The sequence below is a fragment of the Bacillus sp. GW823-FHT06B01 genome (genome assembly GCF_058952315.1).
In genome coordinates this window covers 1-23483 of sequence record NZ_JBXAHR010000013.1, presented here as the reverse complement: position 1 = coordinate 23483, position 23483 = coordinate 1, and the positions used below count along the sequence as shown (strand labels likewise).

At 34.3% G+C, this 23483-nt stretch carries 7 protein-coding genes and 1 pseudogene; all 8 read right to left on the bottom strand.

Annotated elements, in window-relative coordinates; translation table 11 throughout:
• A partial coding sequence (locus AC1Q8N_RS28250) for a type I polyketide synthase (protein WP_493521502.1) occupies positions 1–3277 on the bottom strand: 3277 nt, incomplete at its 3' end.
• A complete protein-coding gene (locus tag AC1Q8N_RS28245) occupies positions 3267–6032 on the bottom strand; it encodes a type I polyketide synthase (protein ID WP_098080743.1) in 2766 nt (921 codons plus the stop codon). The genes AC1Q8N_RS28250 and AC1Q8N_RS28245, both read right to left, overlap by 11 nt.
• A 10-nt stretch (positions 6033–6042) precedes the next feature.
• The gene (locus AC1Q8N_RS28240) at positions 6043–10680 is read right to left on the bottom strand and encodes a type I polyketide synthase (RefSeq protein WP_098080744.1); all 4638 of its coding nucleotides are present in this window, start codon (positions 10678–10680) and stop codon (positions 6043–6045) included.
• Between the two features lie 28 nt (positions 10681–10708).
• Positions 10709–16015 carry a non-ribosomal peptide synthetase gene (locus tag AC1Q8N_RS28235; RefSeq protein ID WP_098080745.1) on the bottom strand — a complete coding sequence of 1769 codons (5307 nt, stop codon included), beginning with the start codon at positions 16013–16015 and terminating at the stop codon, positions 10709–10711.
• A gap of 46 nt (positions 16016–16061) precedes the next feature.
• Complete coding sequence (locus AC1Q8N_RS28230; protein WP_098080746.1) at positions 16062–17777, bottom strand: ABC transporter ATP-binding protein; 1716 nt, start codon at positions 17775–17777, stop codon at positions 16062–16064.
• Positions 17774–19558 (bottom strand): ABC transporter ATP-binding protein, encoded by a 1785-nt coding sequence (locus AC1Q8N_RS28225; RefSeq protein ID WP_098080747.1) that lies wholly within the window; start codon positions 19556–19558, stop codon positions 17774–17776. The genes AC1Q8N_RS28230 and AC1Q8N_RS28225 overlap by 4 nt, the downstream gene beginning before the upstream one ends.
• 98 nt (positions 19559–19656) lie before the next feature.
• On the bottom strand, positions 19657–21447 hold the full coding sequence (locus AC1Q8N_RS28220) for a CocE/NonD family hydrolase (protein ID WP_142313817.1): 1791 nt from the start codon (positions 21445–21447) through the stop codon (positions 19657–19659).
• 1835 nt (positions 21448–23282) lie between these two features.
• Positions 23283–23483: pseudogene (locus tag AC1Q8N_RS28215) on the bottom strand (DNA topoisomerase); the annotation flags it as partial.

The following is a 23483-nucleotide window of genomic DNA, read 5'->3' as shown; positions in this document are numbered from 1 at the left end:
ATGGTCCAAGTATTGTTGCTTTTTCCGGTATCAACGCTTCCGTCCCAGTTACATCGTGTACTTCTGAACACGCAACCCAGATGCTTAGTTGATGCGTCACATGCAACTGGCTTAACGCCTGTGTTAAGTACAATAAACTGTAAAATCCTTTTTGTTGTATTTGTTCAAAATCTAAATCTTCTCTTTTAACTAAAACTGGGTCTGAATTCCACAAATGAATTATTTGTTTCGGAACATTCCCTTCTTGTAGCCAAGTTTTCACCATTCTTACATATTGTTCTTTACTTTTTGGATCAATAGTAAATTCATCGCCCTCGTTTCTATAAGCTTCTCCTTTCTTAACCGTTATTACCTTTTCTCCCTGACTTCGAATTTTCTTAACGAGCTCTGTACCAACACCTGTTTCATCTTCAAATAGTATCCACGTCTCTTGTTGATTGAGCTCTTTATTTTTACACGTATTCAAGGGAACCCTCTTCCACGAGGGTGTATAGAACCATTTATCCATATCCAATTTCCCTTGTATCGTCACCTCCGCTGCCGTCTCAGCAGTAGGAGTAGGAGCATCAATCCAATAGCGTTTACGTTCAAATGGGTAAGTAGGCAGTGGTACACGACACCTTTTCTCATCGGCATAAAATTCTGACCAGTTTATCTTGACTCCTTCTATCCAAAGCTTTCCTAATGTAGTTAATGCAAATTTAGTATCAGATTGATAATCATACATATGTCGTAAAGTTGGTAATACACTTATATTCTCATCACCCATCTGTTGCATTACTAAACTCCCAAGCGTTTGTCCCGGTCCCATTTCTACTAATATAGTCGCATGTGTCTCTGCTATTTTTTCAATTCCATCAGCAAATCGAACTGCTTTACACATATGACTAGCCCAATACTCTGGATTTATTGCTTCTTCATTTGTAATCCACTGTCCGGTCACAGTAGATATATACGGTGCATTCGGATGTTTCAAAGTAATCTCTTCAAATAATGTCACCACTTGTTCACGGAGGGGTTCCATCATCGTTGAATGAAATGCATGTGACGTTTGAATTTCCCTACATACTAATCCCTTATCAGTTAATTGTTTCTCTAATTCATCAACTTTCGCAACAGGGCCTCCAACTACACATAACGATGGACCATTTACAGCACTAATAGATAGTTCAGGTCCTATTATATTCTGAAGCTCTTTCTCTGAAAGGGGTACAGCAAGCATAGCTCCATTCGGCAAACTTTGTATTAACTCTGCTCGTTTTGAGACTACATACAATGCATCCTTTAACGACATGACTCCAGCCAAGCAAGCCACTACGTATTCTCCAATACTATAGCCAACCATAATTTCCGAACTAATTCCCCAAGACTCCCACAGTTTCGCAAGCGCATATTCAACAACAAACAGAGCTGGTTGAGCAAAACGAGTTTCATTTAATCGTTCACGTTTATTTGTTTCATCCTGACTTTCTAAACGCCCATATAACATATGCTCGAGATTTAACCCACTTTGTTTATTTCTAGTTGATTCAGATGTAAATATGATATCCTTTAAATCCCATCCCATTTGTTCCTGAATTAAAAGGACACACTCATCAAATGCCTTACAAAATACTGGTTCATGACAATATAGATCTTTAGCCATATCTACGTAATGCTCTCCGAGCCCTGGAAACATCAATGCAACCGAAGGCTTCGTTCGCGCTACTGTTTCTCCACTTAATAATCTTCTGGCATCCCTTGATTTTAATACTTGTATCGCATCTTCCGAATTCTCACAAACTACGGTTCGTCGATAAGAAAATCCTCTTCTCCCATTTTGAAGAGTATACGCCACATCAGCTAAATTAACAGACGGATTATTTTGTAGATGATTCACTAACCGATCCGTTACATTTTCCAGCGCTGTTTCTGTCTTTGCAGACAAGACAAGCAACTGATGTGATCTAGAATCACTAGATAAGGACATTTCCGGAGCTTCTTCAACAATAAGATGCGCATTCGTACCACCCATACCAAAAGAACTCACACCCGCACGACGTGGATAGTTTCCTGACCATTCAGCCAGTTCTGTATTAATGTAAAATGGACTATTATCAAGATCAATTTCCGGATTAGGCTTTTTAAAATGAAGAGTAGGTGGAATTACCTTATTCTTAACAGCTAACACAGTCTTAATAAATCCTGCCATCCCAGCAGCTGCCTCCAAATGTCCTATATTTGTCTTAACTGAACCTATTGCACATGTTTTGGGGCTGTTTTTTCTGTTTTTAAAAACCTTATTCAAAGCGTGAACCTCGATTGTATCTCCAAGTAAAGTCCCACTTCCATGAGCTTCTATATAACCTATTGATTCAGGTTTCACCCCTGCATTAAGCAATGCTTCATTTATTACCTCTGCTTGACTTTTAACACCTGGGGCTGTAAAACTTGCTTTATTAGCCCCATCATTATTTGTCGCACTTCCTTTAATTACGGCATAGATATGATCTCCGTCTTTCAAAGCATCTTCGAGTCTCTTTAGTACAACAGCACCTACACCACTTCCAAAAACTGTACCATTTGCCTGCGCGTCAAAACTCCGACAATGTCCGTCTGAAGATAGCATACCCCCAGGCTGATAAATATACCCTGGTATATCTGGATTATACATAGATATACCACCTGCAATTGCCATACTACACTCATTAATTAACAGGCTCTGACAAGCGAGATGAATATTAACTAGAGACGTAGAACATCCTGTATGTAAAGAATAACTTGGGCCATTTAAATTTAATTTGTAAGCAATGCGCGAAGCCAGTAAGCCAAAATCATTACCCACTCCAATAGAAACGGAACCTAATTTATTTCTTAGCTCTCGGTCTTCTATAATGTTAAAAATATATGTGTTCATTCTTGATCCGGCAAAAACTCCAACTTTACCACGATATAAATCCGGATCATAACCAGCATCTTCCAATGAAGCCCACGAACATTCTAGAAATAGTCGTTGTTGAGGATCCATAATTTCAGCCTCATTTGGAGTGTAGCCAAAAAATTCAGCATCAAATTTATCTACATCTTTTAAGAGAGGAGCTGCCTTCACAAAATTCTCCTGATGAATCAAGTCAGTTTTTTTAGTTAGTGCAGCTATCTCTTCATTCGAATAGAATTTAATAGATTCCGTACCTTTACAAAGATTGTTCCAAAATTCCTGAATATTATTAGCACCTGGAAATCTCCCCTCCATGCCGATAACAGCAATCTCAGAACCATGTAAATGACTAGTCTGCATTATATCCCCTCCTATTTTCCCTTCTAGAACGCTGCAATTGCTGTAATTTTTTTCTTTTTAAAAATACTCTCTCTTCATCCTCTAAAGGTTCTTCAAAACTTAAATCATTTTTCAAACGAGAGTATACATAATCTGTAACTAGTCGAACTGTAAGACGTTCATATAATTCAGCTACATTCAACTGGATATTAAAACTCTCTCTAATTTTTTTAGTCACTTGAATTGCAATAAACGAATCTCCACCTAATTCAAAAAAGTTATCATCCAACCCAATATTAACCACACCAAGTTGACTTTCCCAGATTTTCAAAAGCATATTTTTAGTTTTTTCCCATGACCATTGAACTAGTGGTTGTTCATCCTCTACTTTATCAATAGAATTATTTCTCTCTAAACTATCAGGGTCAATCCAGTATCTATTTCTCTCGAAAGGATACGTCGGTAGTGCCACTCTTTTTCTTTTCTCATGACTATAGAATGCTTGCCAATGCACATCATGACCTTCCATCCAAAGCCTTCCTATTGAATTAATTAAACTCATTAATAAAGGTTCATTTGTTACCAAACTAAACAATACAGATGGATCTTTTTCATAATTTATATATTCCGATGATAAACCTGACTTAAATTCAAACTTTAAAATATTATTAATTTCATTGGATGAAAGATTACCAATCGGAATATCTAAAATAAAGCTAGTATACTTATCTTCCGTTTTTTTATAATACATTTCAGGTAAATAATATATTGGTAATTTCATTTTTTTGATCATTCGTTTTACTGCAGACTTCAAGCCAGCTTCTTTGTCCTCACTATTTAGCAGAAGAAACTCTAATATTTCTTCTACGGTGCAGGCTTCTCCAATATAACAAGCAAGAGAAAGGGAGACTCTATCAGCAAAAGGATCAATTAGTAGACCATCTGGTTTAATTCCCCACGATAACAACTGTTTCAAAAGTGCGTATCCAGCAATAAATAAATCGATCTCACTGTATTCTCCTCTATTTCTTTCAAAAAAATAATTACATACCGGTAAAGAAAATTTAGATCGAAGAAATTCATAACAATAATCTACATGTTCCCGAAATGTTATCTCATTATCATATATTTCTATAAAATCGAGCACCTGTGCCCATTCCATTTTTCCAAAAACAAAATATAATCCCTTTTTATGATCTCCTATCCGAGATACATGATTTTTTTCTATTATTGGGATTTTCAAATCTTTATCTTGTCGATAAAGCGTCATACTTCTAACAGGGAAATCCTCTCTTCCAACTATCAAAGAATAGCAAATATCCGATAGTTCATTTTCAGATTGATTTTTTTCAATAAAAGTTAACGATTTCTTCATCTTAGTAAGAGCCTTATCCGTCTTAGCAGATAGTAGTAATAATTGATAAGGTCTAGAAGGATTTTTTTCAATTAATCGTGGAGGTTCTTCCACAATTACATGTGCGTTGGTACCACCAAATCCGAACGAACTAACACCTGCTCTACGTATTTGTTCGCAACTTTTCCATTCACTCAATTTAGTATTAACATAAAATGGGCTTTGATCAAATTCTATTTCTGAGTTTGCACCCTCAAAATGAAGGTTAGGCAGCAATTTTTTATGCTGAATTGACAATACTGTTTTAATAAGACCTGATATACCTGAGGCATGTGCTAAATGACCAATATTTGTCTTCACCGATCCAATTGCACATTTACCATTTGTAAAACCTGATAGTTGAAATGCTTTTATTAATGCTTGTATTTCAATTGGATCTCCTAGCTCCGTACCTGTTCCATGCGCCTCCACATATTGAATTGTATCCGGTAAAACCCCAGCATTAGAGAGAGCTTCCGCTATTACTGCAGCCTGTCCATTCACACTAGGTGCTGTAAACCCCACCTTAGAAGACCCATCATTATTAACAGCTGTTCCACGGATAATCGCTAAAATATTATCGTGATCACGAATTGCATCTTCCAGTCGGCGTAATACTACTATTCCAACTCCATTTCCAAAGACTGTTCCTTTTGCTTTAGAATCAAACGTTCTACAATGACCATCAGGTGACATAATCCCACCTTCCTCATACCAATAACCATGAAGATTTTGTAGATTAATTGATACTCCTCCTGCTAATGCAATATCACTCTCGTTTGCAAGTAAGCTTTGACATGCTGAATGGACAGCAACTAGCGATGTTGAACAAGCACTTTGAATACAATGACTAGGCCCTCTTAAATTCAATTTATAGGAAGCTCTTGTAGTTAATGAATCCGGTGAATTTGCAATTTCTAATTGAACAGGATTACAAGATTTAAGAACTTCCCTATTATGAAGTAAATTATTCAATAAATAAGTACTTATAGAGGAACCCGCGAATACTCCAATACTCCCTGGAAAACTGCTCGGCGCATAACTCGCATTTTCCAATGATTCCCAACAACATTCCAAAAACAACCTATGTTGCGGATCTGTAATCTCAGCCTCCCGTATACTCATTCCGAAAAAATTTGCGTCAAAGCAATCTATATTAGCCGGCATCGACACCGCATTCACAAAATTCGGATTCTTTATCATCTCTTCATCCAATCCAAATTCTCTTAGTTGTTCATCAGAATAAAATTTTATGGATTCAATTCCTTGATGAAGATTGTACCAAAACTCTTCTACATTTTGAGCACCTGGAAATCGTCCAGACATACCAATAATAGCAATTTCGTTGCCATCCAAATTATTTAACCATTTTTTCCTATCCAAAAAACCACTCCTATTCTATAGTTGTTGACTTGTTTAGATTGGATTTTAGAATGTTTTTTCTCCGTTTTGCACCTCTACTGTGACTACTAACAAGTAGATTATTATCGGTTTTATTCGGTTTTATCAACTGTGCCATAGAACTTACTGTAGGCCCTTCATAAAGAGAGACAGAACGAATTGAAACATTAAATTCATCCCTAACTTTCGAAATTAAACGAACCCCAATCAAAGAATTCCCACCTAAATCAAAAAAGTTGTCTAGAATACCAATTTGATCAATTCCAAGTAATTCTTTCCATATTTCACATAACTTCTCTTCAATTTTATTACTTGGGGGCTTATAATCTGTTTGTAAGTTTGGCCTAGGATAGTAAATTCTTGGTTCTGATGTTGAATGATTTAAGTTTTCAGATACATTATTCCAATTTTTCACTCTTACCTCTAAGTTTGTAGTTGAAACAATAACTTGACTTATCAGTAACTGCGATAGAATGCGATGAAAAACTTCATTTCCTTCATTCGGATTTAATGCTGATTTTATTAAATCAGATTTTCTTATTAAATCAGATTTTTCACTCAGATTATCAAACTTCCACGCGTCCCAATTCACACTTACCCATTTTGTGTCTTGTTGAATCCGATTCTGTCTATAAACAAAAGAATCCATAAATTGATTCGCGGCTGCGTATGCAGCATATTTGATTCCTCCGAGTATCGCAGCGATAGAAGAATTAAGTATACAAAAATCAGGTTTAATTCTATTTATAATACGTTCTAGAACATACAGTGGCTTAACTTTTAATCCAAAATAAATATCACGACTACTTGAATCTATAAGGTGTAATGGCTCAAAATATTCTTCATGTATATCCCCAACAGAATAAATAATTCCATTAATTTTTCCAAAACGTTCTATTGCATTTTGAATCCCCTGATTCATTTGTTGCCAGTTTGTTGCATCGGCCTGTACATACATGATCCTATCACCATGCTTTTCTTGAAGGGCATGTAATCTTTCTGCTTTAACATAACCTTTTCCAGCTATTCCTTCGCCTCCTCTTACACAAACTGGAATTTCTGTTCTTCCTACTAAAATTAATTTAGCATGAATATTTGTAGCTAAATATTGTGCCAATGTGTGACCAATATCACCAAGACCACCTACTATTAAATAAGTACCATCCTGAAGGGAACTATCCTTAAAATTATTAGGTATGATTTGCTCATAAGAAAGGCCCCACCTCTTACCATTCCTATAAGCTATAACACTATCACTTTCTTGTATAGCTAATTCTTTTAGTAACCATGTTATCGTCATCTCTATGCGTTCTGGATTTACGCTCATTGTGTCCAAATCTACATGTCTGCATTGTACGGACGGGTATTCTTGAGAAATTATCCTCGCTAATGAAATTAGTGGTGATAACTCAGGGTTTAAATTTTCAGTTCCAAGAATATCTAAAGCTTCCGTTGACGTAGTAATTATGCTGACCTTTGAGCTATCAATCCCGAACATCTCCATAATTTGAATTAAGTGAATGACACTGTAATAACCCATTTTTTGAGTCCGATCAAATAAAGTTGAATCCGACACTTCATTTTTTAATCCACCTGTATTCCATAAATGAATGATATATGTCGGAATGATAGAATTAGTTTGTAAATTATTGAATAGCTGTTGATAGTCATCCTTACAATCGGGAGCAATAGTATACCTGTATTTATGGATTTCATTATAAGTTTCTCCTGGAGTAACAATAATAATTGATTTTCCAACTCGATTAAAATATTTCTCCAGTACCTCAGCTATATCGTCGTTTGCAAAAACTAAATAATGAACTGAGGCACAATCATTAAGCACATCCTTTCTAAAACTCGTTATAGTCGACTGTTTCCAAGCTGGCACGTATAACATTTCTCTTACACTTGAGCGTTCAATTTCAGATTTCGTTTTAAACGATTGATTATTTAAACTTGTCACTGGCTCAAGCCAAAAACGACTTCTCTCAAATGGATACTTGGGAAGAGACACTTTTGCTGGTCTGTGATACTTTCCAGAATAATAATTGTTCCAATCTATATCGCCACCATTAATCCAAATTTTCCCCAGAGAAGATCTTATTAACTTACAATCTGATATTTTCACCTTAGGATGTTTAACCATATTCACTGCTACATGACTGTCTTTTTTAGCAGTATGTTGATTTAGTAACGAACACAATGTATTTCCAGGACCAATTTCAACAAATATATAGGAAGGCTCTTCTAATAATTTACCTATCCCTCTTTCAAAAAGTACAGGTAAACGTAGATGGTTAGCCCAATAACTAGACGAAACTGCCTCTTCATCAGTAAGCCAAGTCCCCGTCACATTCGACATGATTGGAATAGATGGGGGCGTTAAATTTACTTTACTTACTAATTGAGAAAAAGGCTCTATTGCTGGTTCCATCATAGCTGAATGGAATGCATGTGAGGTTTGTAATTCATTACAAACTATTCCATATTCGCTTAATTCTTCATTAAGTTCTTCAATCGCATGGGCTTCTCCAGCAACTACACATGCATTAGTAGTGTTCACTGCTGCGATGGAAACACTCTCATTAAGATAAGGTAAAATCTTTTCCTCACTGGCATGTACAGATAACATTTTTCCGCCTTTAAGTTGTTTTATAATCTTCCCACGTGCTGCCACTAACTCCAAAGCATCCTTAAGTGTAAATACTCCTGCTAAAGTAGCAGCTACATACTCTCCTATGCTATGTCCAATCATTGCAGTAGGTTGAATTCCCCAATGTATTAATAATTTTGCCAAAGAATATTCCAAAGCAAACAGTGCTGGTTGAGTTACAGCTGTATCTCTTAATCGGCGACTTGCATCTTGCATATTTGCTGCCTGGGGATAAATAACATCACATAAGTCATATCCAATATGTGAAATAAGTAATTCTGTACACTGTTTGAAATTCTCTCTAAAGATAGGCTCATGTTCAAATAATTCTCTTGCCATTTGTACGTATTGTGAGCCTTGCCCCGTAAACATAAAAACAACGGGACGTTTTTTATCAGCATACGACGCAACTGCTTGTCCTAATTCCAAGAGTTTGAGCTCATTAATGGCTTCATTTTTATTTATTGATGTAAATGCAAAACGATACTTTAATTCCTTACGACCTGTATTTAATGTATATGCAACATCTGTAAGAGAAAGTTCTGACCGCTTATCGAGGTCCTCAGACAAATTTTTAGCGATTTTTTTCAAAGCAGATTCAGTATTAGCAGAAATAGTTACTAACTCATAATCTTCCACGTCCCTATCTGTTAACAAGTCCAACTTAGGTGCTTCTTCTAAAATTAAGTGAGCATTGGTTCCTCCCATACCAAAAGAACTAATGCCTGCACGACGAACCGAGTTATTAGATACCCAAGGCCTAAGACTAGTATTTACAAAGAAGGGACTATTATCAAAATCAATTTGCGGATTAGCTTTTTCAAAGTTCAAGGTTGGTGGAATTAATTTATGATGTAGCGACAAAGTCGCCTTAATTAGCCCTACAACACCTGCCGCAGTATCTAAATGACCAATATTTGTCTTTACAGAGCCCAAGGCACAAAAACCTTTTTTTGGGGTCTTAATTCTAAATGCTTCAGTTAATGCAGCAATTTCAATCGGATCACCGATATTAGTACCTGTCCCATGCGCCTCAACATATTCAATAGTTTCTGGTGAGACATCAGCTACTGCATGAGCCATAGCAATAGCTTCTCTCTGTCCTTTAACACTAGGGGCCATGTAACTCATTTTTGATGAACCATCATTGTTTACAGCTGATCCCTTTATAACCGCATATATATTGTCCTTATCTTCAATAGCATCCTGTAATCTTTTAAGAATTACAACTCCTGCACCATGACCACTAACAAATCCAGTAGCATCTGCATCGAATGCTCTACATTTCCCATCTTTTGAAGTAGTCCCCCCCTCTTGATATAAATATCCAGCCTTTTCAGGAAAGTGAATTGATACTCCTCCCGATAAAGCTACATCACACTCATAATTTAACAAGGCTTGACAAGCCGTATGTACAGCCACCAGTGAAGTTGATGAAGATGATTGTACAGTTACAGAAGGACCTGTTAAGTTTAGCTTATAAGATACCTCTGTTGTTAAGCTATCTTTATCATTTCCAATCGCCGCTTGTAGACTCTCAGCAGAAGCAATTAAATCTACATGTCCAGATACATTATGAACCCAATAAGTATTCATGCTCTCACCAGCATATACGCCTATACGTCCCTGATACTGCTCTGCATTGCAACCAGCGTCCTCCATTGCCTCCCATGCGCATTCCATAAATATGCGATGTTGAGGGTCCATGAGTTCCGCAACTCTAGGTGTATAACCAAAGAATGCAGCATCAAAAAATTCTGTATTACCAAGGATACCTTTTGTTTTTACATAATTCGGATCATCTATTAATTCCTGTTTTATGCCTGACTCCCTCAATTCATCATCTGAGAAATGAGTTAAGGATTCTTTTCCATCAATTAAATTATTCCAAAAATCTTGAATGTTATCTGCCCCAGGAAATCTTCCAGACATACCTACAATCGCAATACCTTCTAATGCCTGTTCAAAGTTACTCATATTTTCTTCCTTTCATAATAATTTTATTTTATATTTTCGGACGAACTCGTCTTAATAAAGCTGCTTTTCTCTTTTCTGCCAAGTAATTAATTTTCTCTGTAGATATATTTAAATCTTCACCTTTATCATTCAAGTATTCAGATAATGATTGAACAGATGAGTAACGAAACAATTCTACAATAGGAATTTCACGTTGAAGAGACTCCCTTAATTTTGATTGCACTTGCATGACAGCTAGTGAATGACCTCCTAGATCAAAGAAATTATCTTGAATACCAATTTGCTCTACATTAAGGACCTCAGCCCAAATTCTTAATATAGTCCTCTCTAGTGCACTTTGAGGTGGAACAAATTCACTATTTTGCAAACGAACCCCTAGTTGTTTTTTCAATAATAATGTTCGTGTATCGACTTTTCCATTCGTCAAGTATGGGATAGAATCTAATTTTACAAATCTACTAGGTATCATATGGCTTGGCGTCTTTTCTCTTAAATGTTGAATGATCTTATTGATATCAGGACTATAGCCATTCTGAAAAACTAGATAAGCAACAAGAATATCTTCTCCAACAGAATCCTTCTCCCCCATAACTACACACTCTTTAATATAAGGATATAGCATAATAGCTTGCTCCACTTCACCAGCTTCAATTCGAAAACCACGAATTTTAATCTGTCTATCAATTCTTCCCATATACTCAATTTCACCATTCATCAATCTACGTCCTAAATCTCCAGTTTTAAACATTCTATTACCACATTTAAATGGATTTGGAAGGTATTTTAATGCTGTTTTTCTTGAATCATTTAAATATCCTCTTGTCACTCCAAGTCCACCAATATAAATTTCACCTGTTACCCCTATAGGAACAATGTTGAAATTTTCATCCAATATATATACATGATGATTAAGTACTGGTGCCCCAATTAGTCCCTTAAGCGACAAACTACAATCTTTCTTTATTGGTGTGTAGGTCGAACAAACTGTTGTTTCTGTGAGTCCATAGCCATTAACAATTGTTGCTTGTCCTTGTATTGATTTAATATCCTTCAAACTTAACTCTTCTCCACCACTCAAAATAAGTCTTAAACTTGGAAGTTTGGATATTTTTGTCCCAATTTTAGAAATCAATGAAGGCACAGAACTGATGATACTGACTTTTTGCTTCTCTATAACTGATAGCACTCTCTCTTGATCTAAAGCTTCAAGTTCATTTAACAAAACAAGAGAGGAACCTGAACAAAGTGCAGGTAAGATTTCTCCCACAAGACTAGCTGCAGATACTGCAGTAATGGGTAATATTCTATCATTGCAGTTTGATTTATATGAATCTATAAACGATAATACTAAGTTTAATAATCCCTCATAATTCATTACAACACCCTTAGGATCACCTGTTGACCCAGAAGTAAATATAATACACGAAGCATTATCAGGATTTATATTATTAACCTTTAAACCAATTGACGATTGAATATCTTCTTTATCATTTGTATATTCTAAACACGAAATTTTAGGTATAGAAAATTTAGATATATCTTGATATTTATCTTTGTTTGTCAGAACTATTTCTAATTGTGTTTGCTGCAAAATATTACTAACACGATTTAAAGGATATTTAGGATCAATCGGTACATAAACACCACCAACTTTTAAGATTGCAATTATACTTACAACTAAATCTATAGATTTATCAAGATACGTACCCACGTAACCTTCAGGTTTTATTCCAAGTTTTTCTAAACGAGAAGCCAATGAATTAGACAATCTATCTAATTCTTCATAAGTGATCACTTTCTCCATATCACCTTCTACGTAAATTACAGCATGATTTTGTGGTTGAAGCTTTACTTGTTCCCTAAACAGTTCAATTACAGAAAGAGAGTTTATCGGCTGATTTCTCCAATTAATACACTGTGTGGCATTTGATTTTTCAATCACTTGGATTTCTTCTGGTAATAATATATTAATCTCGTCTAATCTTTTATTCGGATTTTCAATAATTTGTTCTAATATATTGATGTAATGTTTCATCATGCGATTTATAGTTTCTTTTTTAAATAGATCAGAATTATATTCAAATGAAAATATTAATTCTCCTCCTACTTCTGCTACAGTATGACTTAAGTCATATTGAGCTATTTTCTGTGAAAGTGGATAATTTTCAAAATTCATCCCCCCTACATTTACCGATTCTCCAGGAAGATCACAAGCAAGGGCTGTCAAATCATCTCCATCTTCAAAGTTAGATTTTTGCATTGCAAACATTATTTGAAATAATGGCGAATAGCCCAATTCTCTTGTAGGTTTTAGCTTTTCAACCAATAAATCAAACGGAAATACTTGATTATTAAATGCACCAAGTACAGTATCACGTACATCCTTCAAAAACTCTATAAATGTTAAATTATTTCGAATTCGAGATCTGAGTACTACTGGATTTACAAAATAGCCCATCACATCTGAAAATTCTGCTTTATTTCTCCCTAAAGTTGGAGTACCAATGGTAAAATCTCGTAGCCCTGTATACTTATTTATCAAAATATTAAAAACAGATAAAAGATACATATACATCGTTACACCATGTTGTCGACCATTTTTTTTAATTTCCTTGATGATATAAGGATTACTTAATTTAACAGTATGTACAGCACCTTTATATGTTTGCACAATTGGTCTTTCTTTATCTAAGGGTAACTCTACCACTTGGAGATCTCCTGATAACTGCTTCTCCCAATACTTATACATATCTTTTCCTGATGATTCCTTTAATATAGTTGATTGCCAAGTGACAAATTCAGAATAAGTCGCTTCAGTTGTTAGACTAACATTTTCCGACTGATACAATTGCACCAACTGTTTAATAAACAGACCTAATGACCAAAAATCTACCGCAATATGATGAAAGCAAAAGAATAAAATATGCTCATTGTTAGACTTAGATAGTAAGTGGCATCTAAACACTGGCCCTTTTTCCAAATCAAATGGGACAACCATCAACTCCTCCAATTTACCCTTCAACATTCCATCTGAATATAAGGAAACATCCTCTACCATTAAGCGAAAATCTATTTTATCTTTTACAAATTGTACAGGTTCACCATCTTGTAAACCATAAGTTGTACGCAGAATAGCATGACTGTTTATTATAGTTTGAAAGGCATCACTCAGTTTAGGTATATCAATAGGACCACAAATTCGCAGTGCTTTAGAAATATGATAAGCACTTGAATTCGGGGCAAGTCTATACATAAAATACATTGAACGTTGTCCATGCGATAAATGATGACAATTATCCCGAATCATTTTCGAACTAACATTTAAATCTTTTTGATTTACTAAAGATGTCGATTGTTCAAGAATCTCATCGATTATTGAACGCAGTGATATATTTTCGAAAAAACGAGCCATAGGTATATTAATGCCCACCCGCTTTTCAATTGAATGCACTATATTAACAATAGTCATTGAATCTAATCCATAATGTGATAATGGATAATTTAAGTCTAGCTGTGTAATATTTATCCCTAATGCCTTTGAAAAATTATTACAAATCCATGTTTCTAAGTCCATTTGTGACTCACCGTCAACATGACCTGCATTAGAATAATGCCACTCCTCAATTTTTTTCAGGCTGCCAGAAAGATACGCTAAACTACAAGCCTTTCGTTGTATTTTACCACTTGTAGTCTTTGGAATACTTCCAGGAGTAATTAATACGATAGAATGAACTTGCAACTCATATTTTGATTCGACAGCTTTCCTAATCCTTTCTACAATGTTATAAAGAGGTTTCTTTCTATATGAACGTTCCACTTCTTGTACAATTACTAAACGTTGCTCATCATTAACTTTAACAGTAAATGCAGCATTGCTATTATGTCTTAACCCAACGCTACTTTGCTCTGCAGTAATTTCAATATCTTGCGGATAATAATTTCTTCCACGTATAATAATCAGGTCTTTTAGCCTTCCAGTTACATAAAGCTGTCCATTTCTAATAAAACCCAAATCTCCTGTACGTAAATATGTATTTTGCATCATTGGCTTGACACGAGCGTGAAATGTTTCTTGAGTAGCTTCTTTCTTTTTCCAATAACCATTCGCAATATGTGCCCCTCTTATCCAAATTTCTCCTACATGATTAGGTAAAAGACATTCACAAGTATCTGGATCAACAATTTTTATCACTTGTCCAAGCCCAGAGACTCCACAACCTACTATAGTCTGAGTCTCACTATCTGCAATTGCTTTAGTTTCAATTATATTTCTTCTTAAAGCTTCTTTAACTACATGAACTTCTCTCTCAGTATTATTGTGGAATCCCCCAGTTACGAATAAGGTAGCCTCTGCCAAACCATAGCAAGAACAAAAAGCTTTGCTATCAAAACCATATGCTTTAAACATTTCAGAAAAATTTTTTTGAGTTTCATATTGAATTGGTTCTGCACCATTAAACGCTACTCTCCAATGACTTAAATCTAAACCCTCGCATTCTTCCAATTTTATATTTTGTATGCACCATGAGTATGCAAAATTCGGTCCCCCACTAGTGTGTGCATTATACTTGGAAATAGCTTTTAGCCATATAATAGGCTTATGGATAAAGGTTGATGGAGACATTAGAACACAAGTAGAACCAGTATATATTGTTTGAAGAACGTTTCCTATTAGACCCATATCATGAAATAATGGTAGCCAACAAACATAATCTGTATTTTCCGAATGGTTATATGCAACCTTAATCATTTCTTCATTAACAAGTAAATTCTTATGACTAACCGCTACTCCTTTTGGCTGAGAGGTTGATCCAGATGTATATTGTAGAAAGGCGATATCCTCTTCTGAAATATTAGGTTTCTGATAGTAGCTTGCATAATTTTCAATCTCATCTGTTACATACCAATTAGGTAAATTAAGCGCTTGGCCATATTTAGAATTACTAATTTGTGTATGGATTTTTGAATTTGTTAAAGCTAAACTCGCATCACAATCCTCAATAATAGAGTTAAGTCGTAATAATGTTCGATTTGGCTTAGGTGGATATACCGTTACAGCAATCATCCCCGCATATAGACAACCAAAAAATCCAGCAAGAAATTCAATTCCTTGTGGGTACAGTAAAATTACTCTTTCACCCCTAGATAATCTCTCCTGCAAGACTGACGCGATAGCACATGCTCTTTGATGTAATTGAGCATAAGTAATAATATCTTCTTCATCACCATTTGCATTTAAGTAACGATATGCAATACGATCCGGATGTAATTTGGCTCTATTTTCAAGCAAATCAACAAATGTTGAGTGTGTTTTATAAATCGGAACGTTTTTCATTAACTCCCCCCCAATAATTTTACAAACTAATACATATTTCTAGCCCTTATGACGTACTTACACTTGTATATAAAGAATTATAAAATAGGTTTTTTTCGCGTAGCATGGCGTGACTTCCAACACCCACTATTTTCCCCTGATCAAAAACGTATATTATATCAGCATTTTTTATTGTAGAAAGGCGATGAGCCACGACAATTGTTGTTCTGTTCTTTCTTATAAGATCAACTTCATATTGAATCGCTCTTTCCATCTCCATATCAAGAGCCGAGGTTGCCTCATCTAAAATTAATATTTCCGGATTGTTAATGATTGCACGTGCTAGCGCTAAACGTTGTTTTTGTCCTCCAGATAAAGTAATACCACGATCACCAATTAGAGTATTGTAACCTTCTGGAAGAGATAAAATGAAATCGTGTATTTTAACCATCTTACAAGTATTAATTACTTCCTCAAACTTTATATTCTCTCTTCCTAACAATATATTATTTAGCACAGTATCAGGAAAGAAATATGAATCTTGAGTTACAATATTTATCCTTTGTGTCCATTCTTCCCTATCTAGGTCTGAAAGTGGTAAACCATTAACAAATATCCTACCAGCATTAGGTTCAAATAACCGTTTCAACAAATAAGTTATTGTTGTTTTTCCAGATCCACTGGACCCAACAAAAGCAATTTTCTTTCCGATTGGAAAATCTAAATCTACTTTTTTTAAGATCATATCTTCCTTTGAAGAATATTTGAATTCTACCTTTTCAAACTGAATGCTTTTCACTGAACCTTTAATCTTATTCATACCTTCTGGCATCTCTTCATATTGTAAAACTACTTTAATTCGTTCAACAGAAGCCATATCTGACGAAATATTTATAAAGAAAGAGCAAGTACCATTTACAGCATCTAGCAATTGCGTAGAAAATTGATACACTACAACAAGCATCCCTAAAGAAAGCTCATTTTCAATGACTTGATATCCTCCGTATCCTAATACCAATACGATAATTCCCCAACGTAATTTCTCTCGCCATAAAAATTCTCTGTTCAATACTTTTACTTGTTCAATAATTTTTATAAAATACTCGTTAAATAATCGTTCAAGTTTACTTGACTCCCATGCTTTTCTATTATATGCAATCACCTCTTTAGTAGATGAGATACCTTCTTCAATTGACACCAAATAACAATCTCTTTTTTCAGCAATTTCAATCGCATAACGTTTTATTTTCCCAGAGTAATAGTAACCAATTAAAAAATAACCTACTGCTAAAAATAAAATAATCATCAGAATATTAATATTCGCATAACCTACTAAAATAATTAAAATAATTGATGAAATTACTGGTTTTAAACCAGAAGGAATATTATAAGCTAAAAGTTTTGACATTTGACGTACATCTGTAGTTATATAATTTGTTAATTTAGCAGTTCTTTGATTTTGAAGAACTCCCATAGAAGTTTTGAAATATTTCCTGAATAAATCTTCTGTCAATTCCTCGTCAATCTTACACATATTTCTGTGTAACATTAACTCTGAAATGGTATTAGTGATTACGAAGACCAATATACCCATTATAAATATAACCATTGTAGGAAATAATAGTTGATAGTTCTGAGCAACAAATATTTCATCGATTATGTATTTCTCAATATATACTAATAGTATACTTGCTAGGGTAGATATAATCATGATACACACAGCTAACAGAGTCCTACTCTTTATCAATTTAAAATAAGTCCATATTATTTTCTGTGTATTCATAGACCGCTAACCCCTTTACCATTATTTTCTGACCAGCTATGAACTAATTGATAAAATTTCCCGCCCTGCTTCAATAGAACTTCATAACTTCCCTTTTCAATAATTCTACCTTTATCAATTACAACTATTTCATCATAATCTTTAACAGTCGTAATTCTGTGAGCGACCGCAATAATCGTTCTCCCTTTAAATAATTCATCCAAGGCTTTTTTTATCTCAATTTCACTAATATTATCAAGAGCAGATGTAGCTTCGTCCAAAAGGATAATCGAAGGATTTTTCAAAAACATTCTAGCGATTGCTATTCTTTGTTTTTGCCCTCCCGAAAGTTTTATCCCCCGCTCTCCTACAATAGTTTTGTATCCATTAGGTAATCCAATAATATATTGATGTAAATAAGCAGCCTTAGCCGCAGCGATTATTTCTTCGTCTGACGCTCTAGGGTTCCCAAAACAAATATTTTCAGCTATAGTTCCACCAAAGAGATACGTTTCTTGAAAAACATAGCCCACATTCTCTCGTAGTTGATTAATTGATAATAACGAAAGTGGAACTTTATCAATTAAGATTTCTCCCTTGCTCGGATCATATAATCTACCTATTAATTTAAGTATTGTTGATTTACCGCCTCCACTTTCTCCAACTAGTGCAATTTTTTTACCAATTGGAACATGAAGATTGAACCCATTAATTACTTTTCTTCTACTGTTATACTGAAAATAAACGTTTTTGAATGTAAGTTCTCCTTGAATATTATTAAGACTTATTGGATTTTCATTTTCAACAATCCCAGGTACAATTTTGCAAAATTTATAGAGACTTTCCGCTTGATAGAGAACCATACGTTGTTCATTAAAAGTATTAACAAATGATGTACAACTTGTAATAGCCTGAAAATAAAAGAATGTACTCGCTACTAGCTCACCTACTGAAATAAAATGATTCTTTACTAAGAATGCTCCACATACAAATAAGAAGACTAGACCAAAAAACAGTAACGCTATATTTATAGAGCCCCTTATATAATTATTTATAAGTTCTCTAAAATAAGCAGCATTAAATGTTCTACGCTTGTCCATAATTCTCTTTAAGTCCCAATCTTCTGTTCCGTACGAACGAACCTCTGGTATAGCCGCGATACTTTCAAATATTTTACTTTCACTATTCATTCTACTATTTGTCACTTCTCTCCCCAATATTGCAGCTCTTCGCTCAAACAATGGATTAACAAGATAATAAAGTATTATAATAGGTAATAAAATCAGTATTAATCTATAATTGATCGTCAACAATGCTATAAATGATAAAGCTAAAAGAGTACCTGTTTGAAGTAAAGATGGAATATATTCCTTATAAATCCGTTGAATAGAAGCAACATCAGAATTAAACATAGAGAGTAGCCGACCAGGTGGTTGTTCCTCAAAATAAGGTAACCCTAATTTACGTAAATGATCGAAAACACTAATTTGGATATCTCGAGACGTTTTTTCCTGAAGCGTCCTCTGTAGAGCATTTCCTAAAATAGTAGCAACAAACATTAAACTTATAGCTAAAGATATTCCCACTAGCATATAGATAAGCAACCTTATATTCTTTTCTGGTAATACATAATCAATGAAATATTGTAAAAACTTAAAAACTGATAAATGAACTATTGAGTTAACCACCTGACAAAGTATAAATAAAACTAAAGCTACACGATACTTTTTTGTAAATGAGAGTATCCAGAGATATACTTCTATGCTACTAATATTTTCAGATTGATCGCTTTCTCTCCTCATATCTTTACCAACTCCATTTTAAGATAAATATGTTTCTCCCGAACATAGTAATAAACACCTCATAATTATTCATGTAGCGCTAACCTTATTTAAAATATTCATTCGCGAATGACAATCGGCAATGTGATTTTCGATGCAAAATTCACATTACGAAACAAACGTAATGTATGAGGATGACAAGAAACGGTTGTAGATGCATTATCTTTATCCGCACATGTAATTGTAATTCTTAATTTATGCCCTGCTTTTATTACCATAGAGGTAGGTATTAAATCAAATTTAAATTCCATGGATAAATTAGCATCTACTCCTCTTACATCCTCACAATACCCGCGATGATAAGGCAAATTCAAGTTATTATAAGGCGCAACACTCGTTACAACGTGGCTCCCATTGAGTGCACCTTCTGTTACATAATGAGAATGTCCACTTTCATCTATCACTTCCAAATAAGCAAAAATGGTCACATCCTTTTTCGTTGATGTAATAAACACTGTCGCAACTGGGTGCCCAGTAATTTCCATATCCCTCAATAATACAGGGGATGTATAAGTTAAACCTTTACAGTCATTTTCAGTCATATCTGAATAATTATATTCTCCCCCATAGCCATTAGACCAACGAGTTGAGGTTCCCGAGGTAGTTGTATAATCAACGGTATACGTATCAAAAGCCTCAGCATCATTAGCAGGAAGAGTATTAAGTGACCCATCATTGATAGATTTAACACTCTCAGATATATTTTCACGAAAATAATAATCTAATTGTTCACAAGTAGACAATGGCCATGAACTTGTAAACTTCCACTCTCCCTCTTTCTCATGAGACATGGTGTAATACAAAATCGGCTTTTCATCCATAATCCCATTCTGGATTCCTTTTAACCAATAGTCGAACCAACGAATATGTTCAATTGCAAGAAATTCCGTATCTTGCTCCATATGCGACCATGGACCAATAACCATTTTTTTAGAACGTATTAAATTGCTAAACAAAAGTATTGAGTCTCTCGTGAAAATGTCATTCCACCCCGTAAGAATATACACCGCTATGTTAGATTCATTTATACAGTCAATATAATTCGAAGGACTTCGAGTACTATATAGCAATTCACCATTCTTTTCGTCACGACTATCTCTATAAGGCATTGACTCCCAAAGACTTAGAGGGTCAATGTTTTTTTGATGTTCGTCAACAGCTTCTTTAACCAGATTTCCATTTAAGTCCTGGTCGACTCTAGGCACGTTTTCAAAACTCTTATCCAAAAAATTAACCTTATCCGCCCATTGTTTCATAAAATCATTCCGAAACACTCCACCGTGATAAATGAAATCATAGGCATCAAACATAGACATCTCTGGAAAAATCGCTTTTAAATGCGGAGGCTTGCGAGATGCGGCCATTATTTGGGTTATCCCTCCATAAGAGCGTCCAAACATTCCAATACTCCCATTAGACCAAGATTGCTCAGCTAACCATTCCGTTATATCATAAGCATCGTCAGCTTCTTGCATCGGAAATTCACCATATCTATAACCAAACGATCCTCCAGTCCCTCGCGCATCAACAGCGACAATTATATACCCATACTTTATTACAGTATTAAGCCAAGGATCGAAATCAAACATAGTTTTTAAACCTACCTCTGAATCCACAAATGCCCTGTAATACCTGGTATGGATCCATATTACAGGTAATGGCTCTATTGGTTTTTTCTCATCTTTTGTAGGGAAATAGATATCTGCTGATAATCGCGTACCGTCTTGTACTACTAGAAACTGTGACTCTCTCATCCAACCATCATATAACGGTTCTGAATACCCACTATACTTTCCAGGTTCCGAAATTTTGATTCCAGTATTAATTTGAGTCATCCAATCACCCCTCAAAACTTTTTTTCTATATAAAATAATTCATCGATATAACGAACTCACGTTGTCACTTCAAAACCCCAATATACATCTCCAGTCAAAGTCCGAACACATTAACAGCGCTTACATTTATCATCAAAAAACATAAGATATAGAAACTAAACAACTTCTTGTACATATCTACTCCCTACCTCTATTACATCTAAAACAGAATTCATAAATACTGATAATCATTATTACAATCTACGAAATTCTCCTCAAAGCAACGCAAACGCTTTCTTTAAATCTCATTATAAACTAATAAAGAAAAAATTGGAATATAAAATTTGAAAAAATTTCATATTCCTTACGAACTTCAATATTCATAGAACTGAGATAACAAAGCATGTCGCATCCTTTTATCTACACATTCACTTGAACGCGATTACAATAAAGAAAGTATAAATGACATTTTTATTTTTTTAATGATAACCAAAACAAAAAGAGAAATCGTTTGCACATTTCATTGCCCCTCCAAAAAAACGGGACGCAAAGTCACTAACAAATTAGAAAATCGATAAACCATTTCCTTATATTAATAATCGTTTTACCGTTTTTTCACAGTATTAGTTTAGGTGAAGCTCATTAACTACTAGTAACTAAAAATTCTTACAGGATCCAACGTAAAGCAGTACTATAATAACCTAAGCTTTATTGCAAGAAAGAAAACATATCCCGTTCATTCAGTATATAAGGAACAAAATTTACAGGTCATACAATAAATAAAAATATTCTTGAAGAATTCCCGAAACATAATGTACTTTTAATAACCATCGCTCTATGTATAGTTGCAGCAAATTTATTAACACATACATCTAACCAACACATTAAAACTAGTTATACAGAGTGAAGAGAATCTATTGAGGGTGTTTGGTTACCAAACACAAGTTACTTTATCGGTTCTCTAATAATTTTTTAAATTACATTCCATATAGTCTGATTTACAAAAAATTTACTAGCGACTTAGATATTACTCATCCCTTTCTTTCCTACGTACTTTATATGAAAATAACGTGTTGTCATCCCTTCATCCAAATAAATTACCTTGATCATATTTCTCCCAACTATATACAGATTAAATAACTATTTACTCATTTTAATACCAACACTTATTGCATTAGACACACTTTCTAGAAGTTTCAAGCATAAAAAAAGACAAAAGCATGCCATCAAATCGCCATACCTTTGTCCTAAAATTCAAAATTAACACTTCTCTTCCAATAACATAACCTTCTTCAAAACTAAATTGTTACAGAATTTTGATTTAGCCAAAGACTTTATTATTCAATTAAAACTCTGATTTTTTAATATTTCCAAACGAAAAATTATTTTTTTGATCTTTCCATTCTAACTTCACATCAAATGTTTTATCACTTTTCTTAAAACATTTGATCAAATGGGACTATTCAGTATTTAATAAATTCTTCATAATCCCTTTTTTCGAAATTGTAAAATCACATTTTTTTTAGAATAATTCAACCACCTATAAAAAGCCTGAACGGTTTAAAATTCATTTAATAAGTATATTTGTTAAATTAACAATTGTTCCTTTTACATGACCATCTTCATCAGAAAGGAAAAAACTGTTCTAACAACATTAAAATTAATTATATTAATTCAATGCTTTTGGTCTAAACGCTTCTAAATTGGAGAAGTTTTAATAACTCTTGTTTACAATGTTAAGTAATATATATTCCTTAATCAACAATTCAAAAGACTTATGTACAACTTTAATTTATGCACAATGTCTCTTACACCTTTACATCTAAATAGATACAGTTTATTCACATAATTTTAATTTATGCACACAAAAATTTTGTAGATAACGTACCTAAACCTTCTGTTTTCTTTAATACTTTCTCAAGCTCTTCGTTCTCTAAATACTTACCTGCCGTTTTCATTAACGTAATAAGTTGTCCTTCTGTATAACGCTTCGGCGGCTGTGTTTTTCCTTCTTTCACTTTCACCTTTACAACTTTCCCTTGTTCACCTTCTGCGACAATTGGAAGAATTGT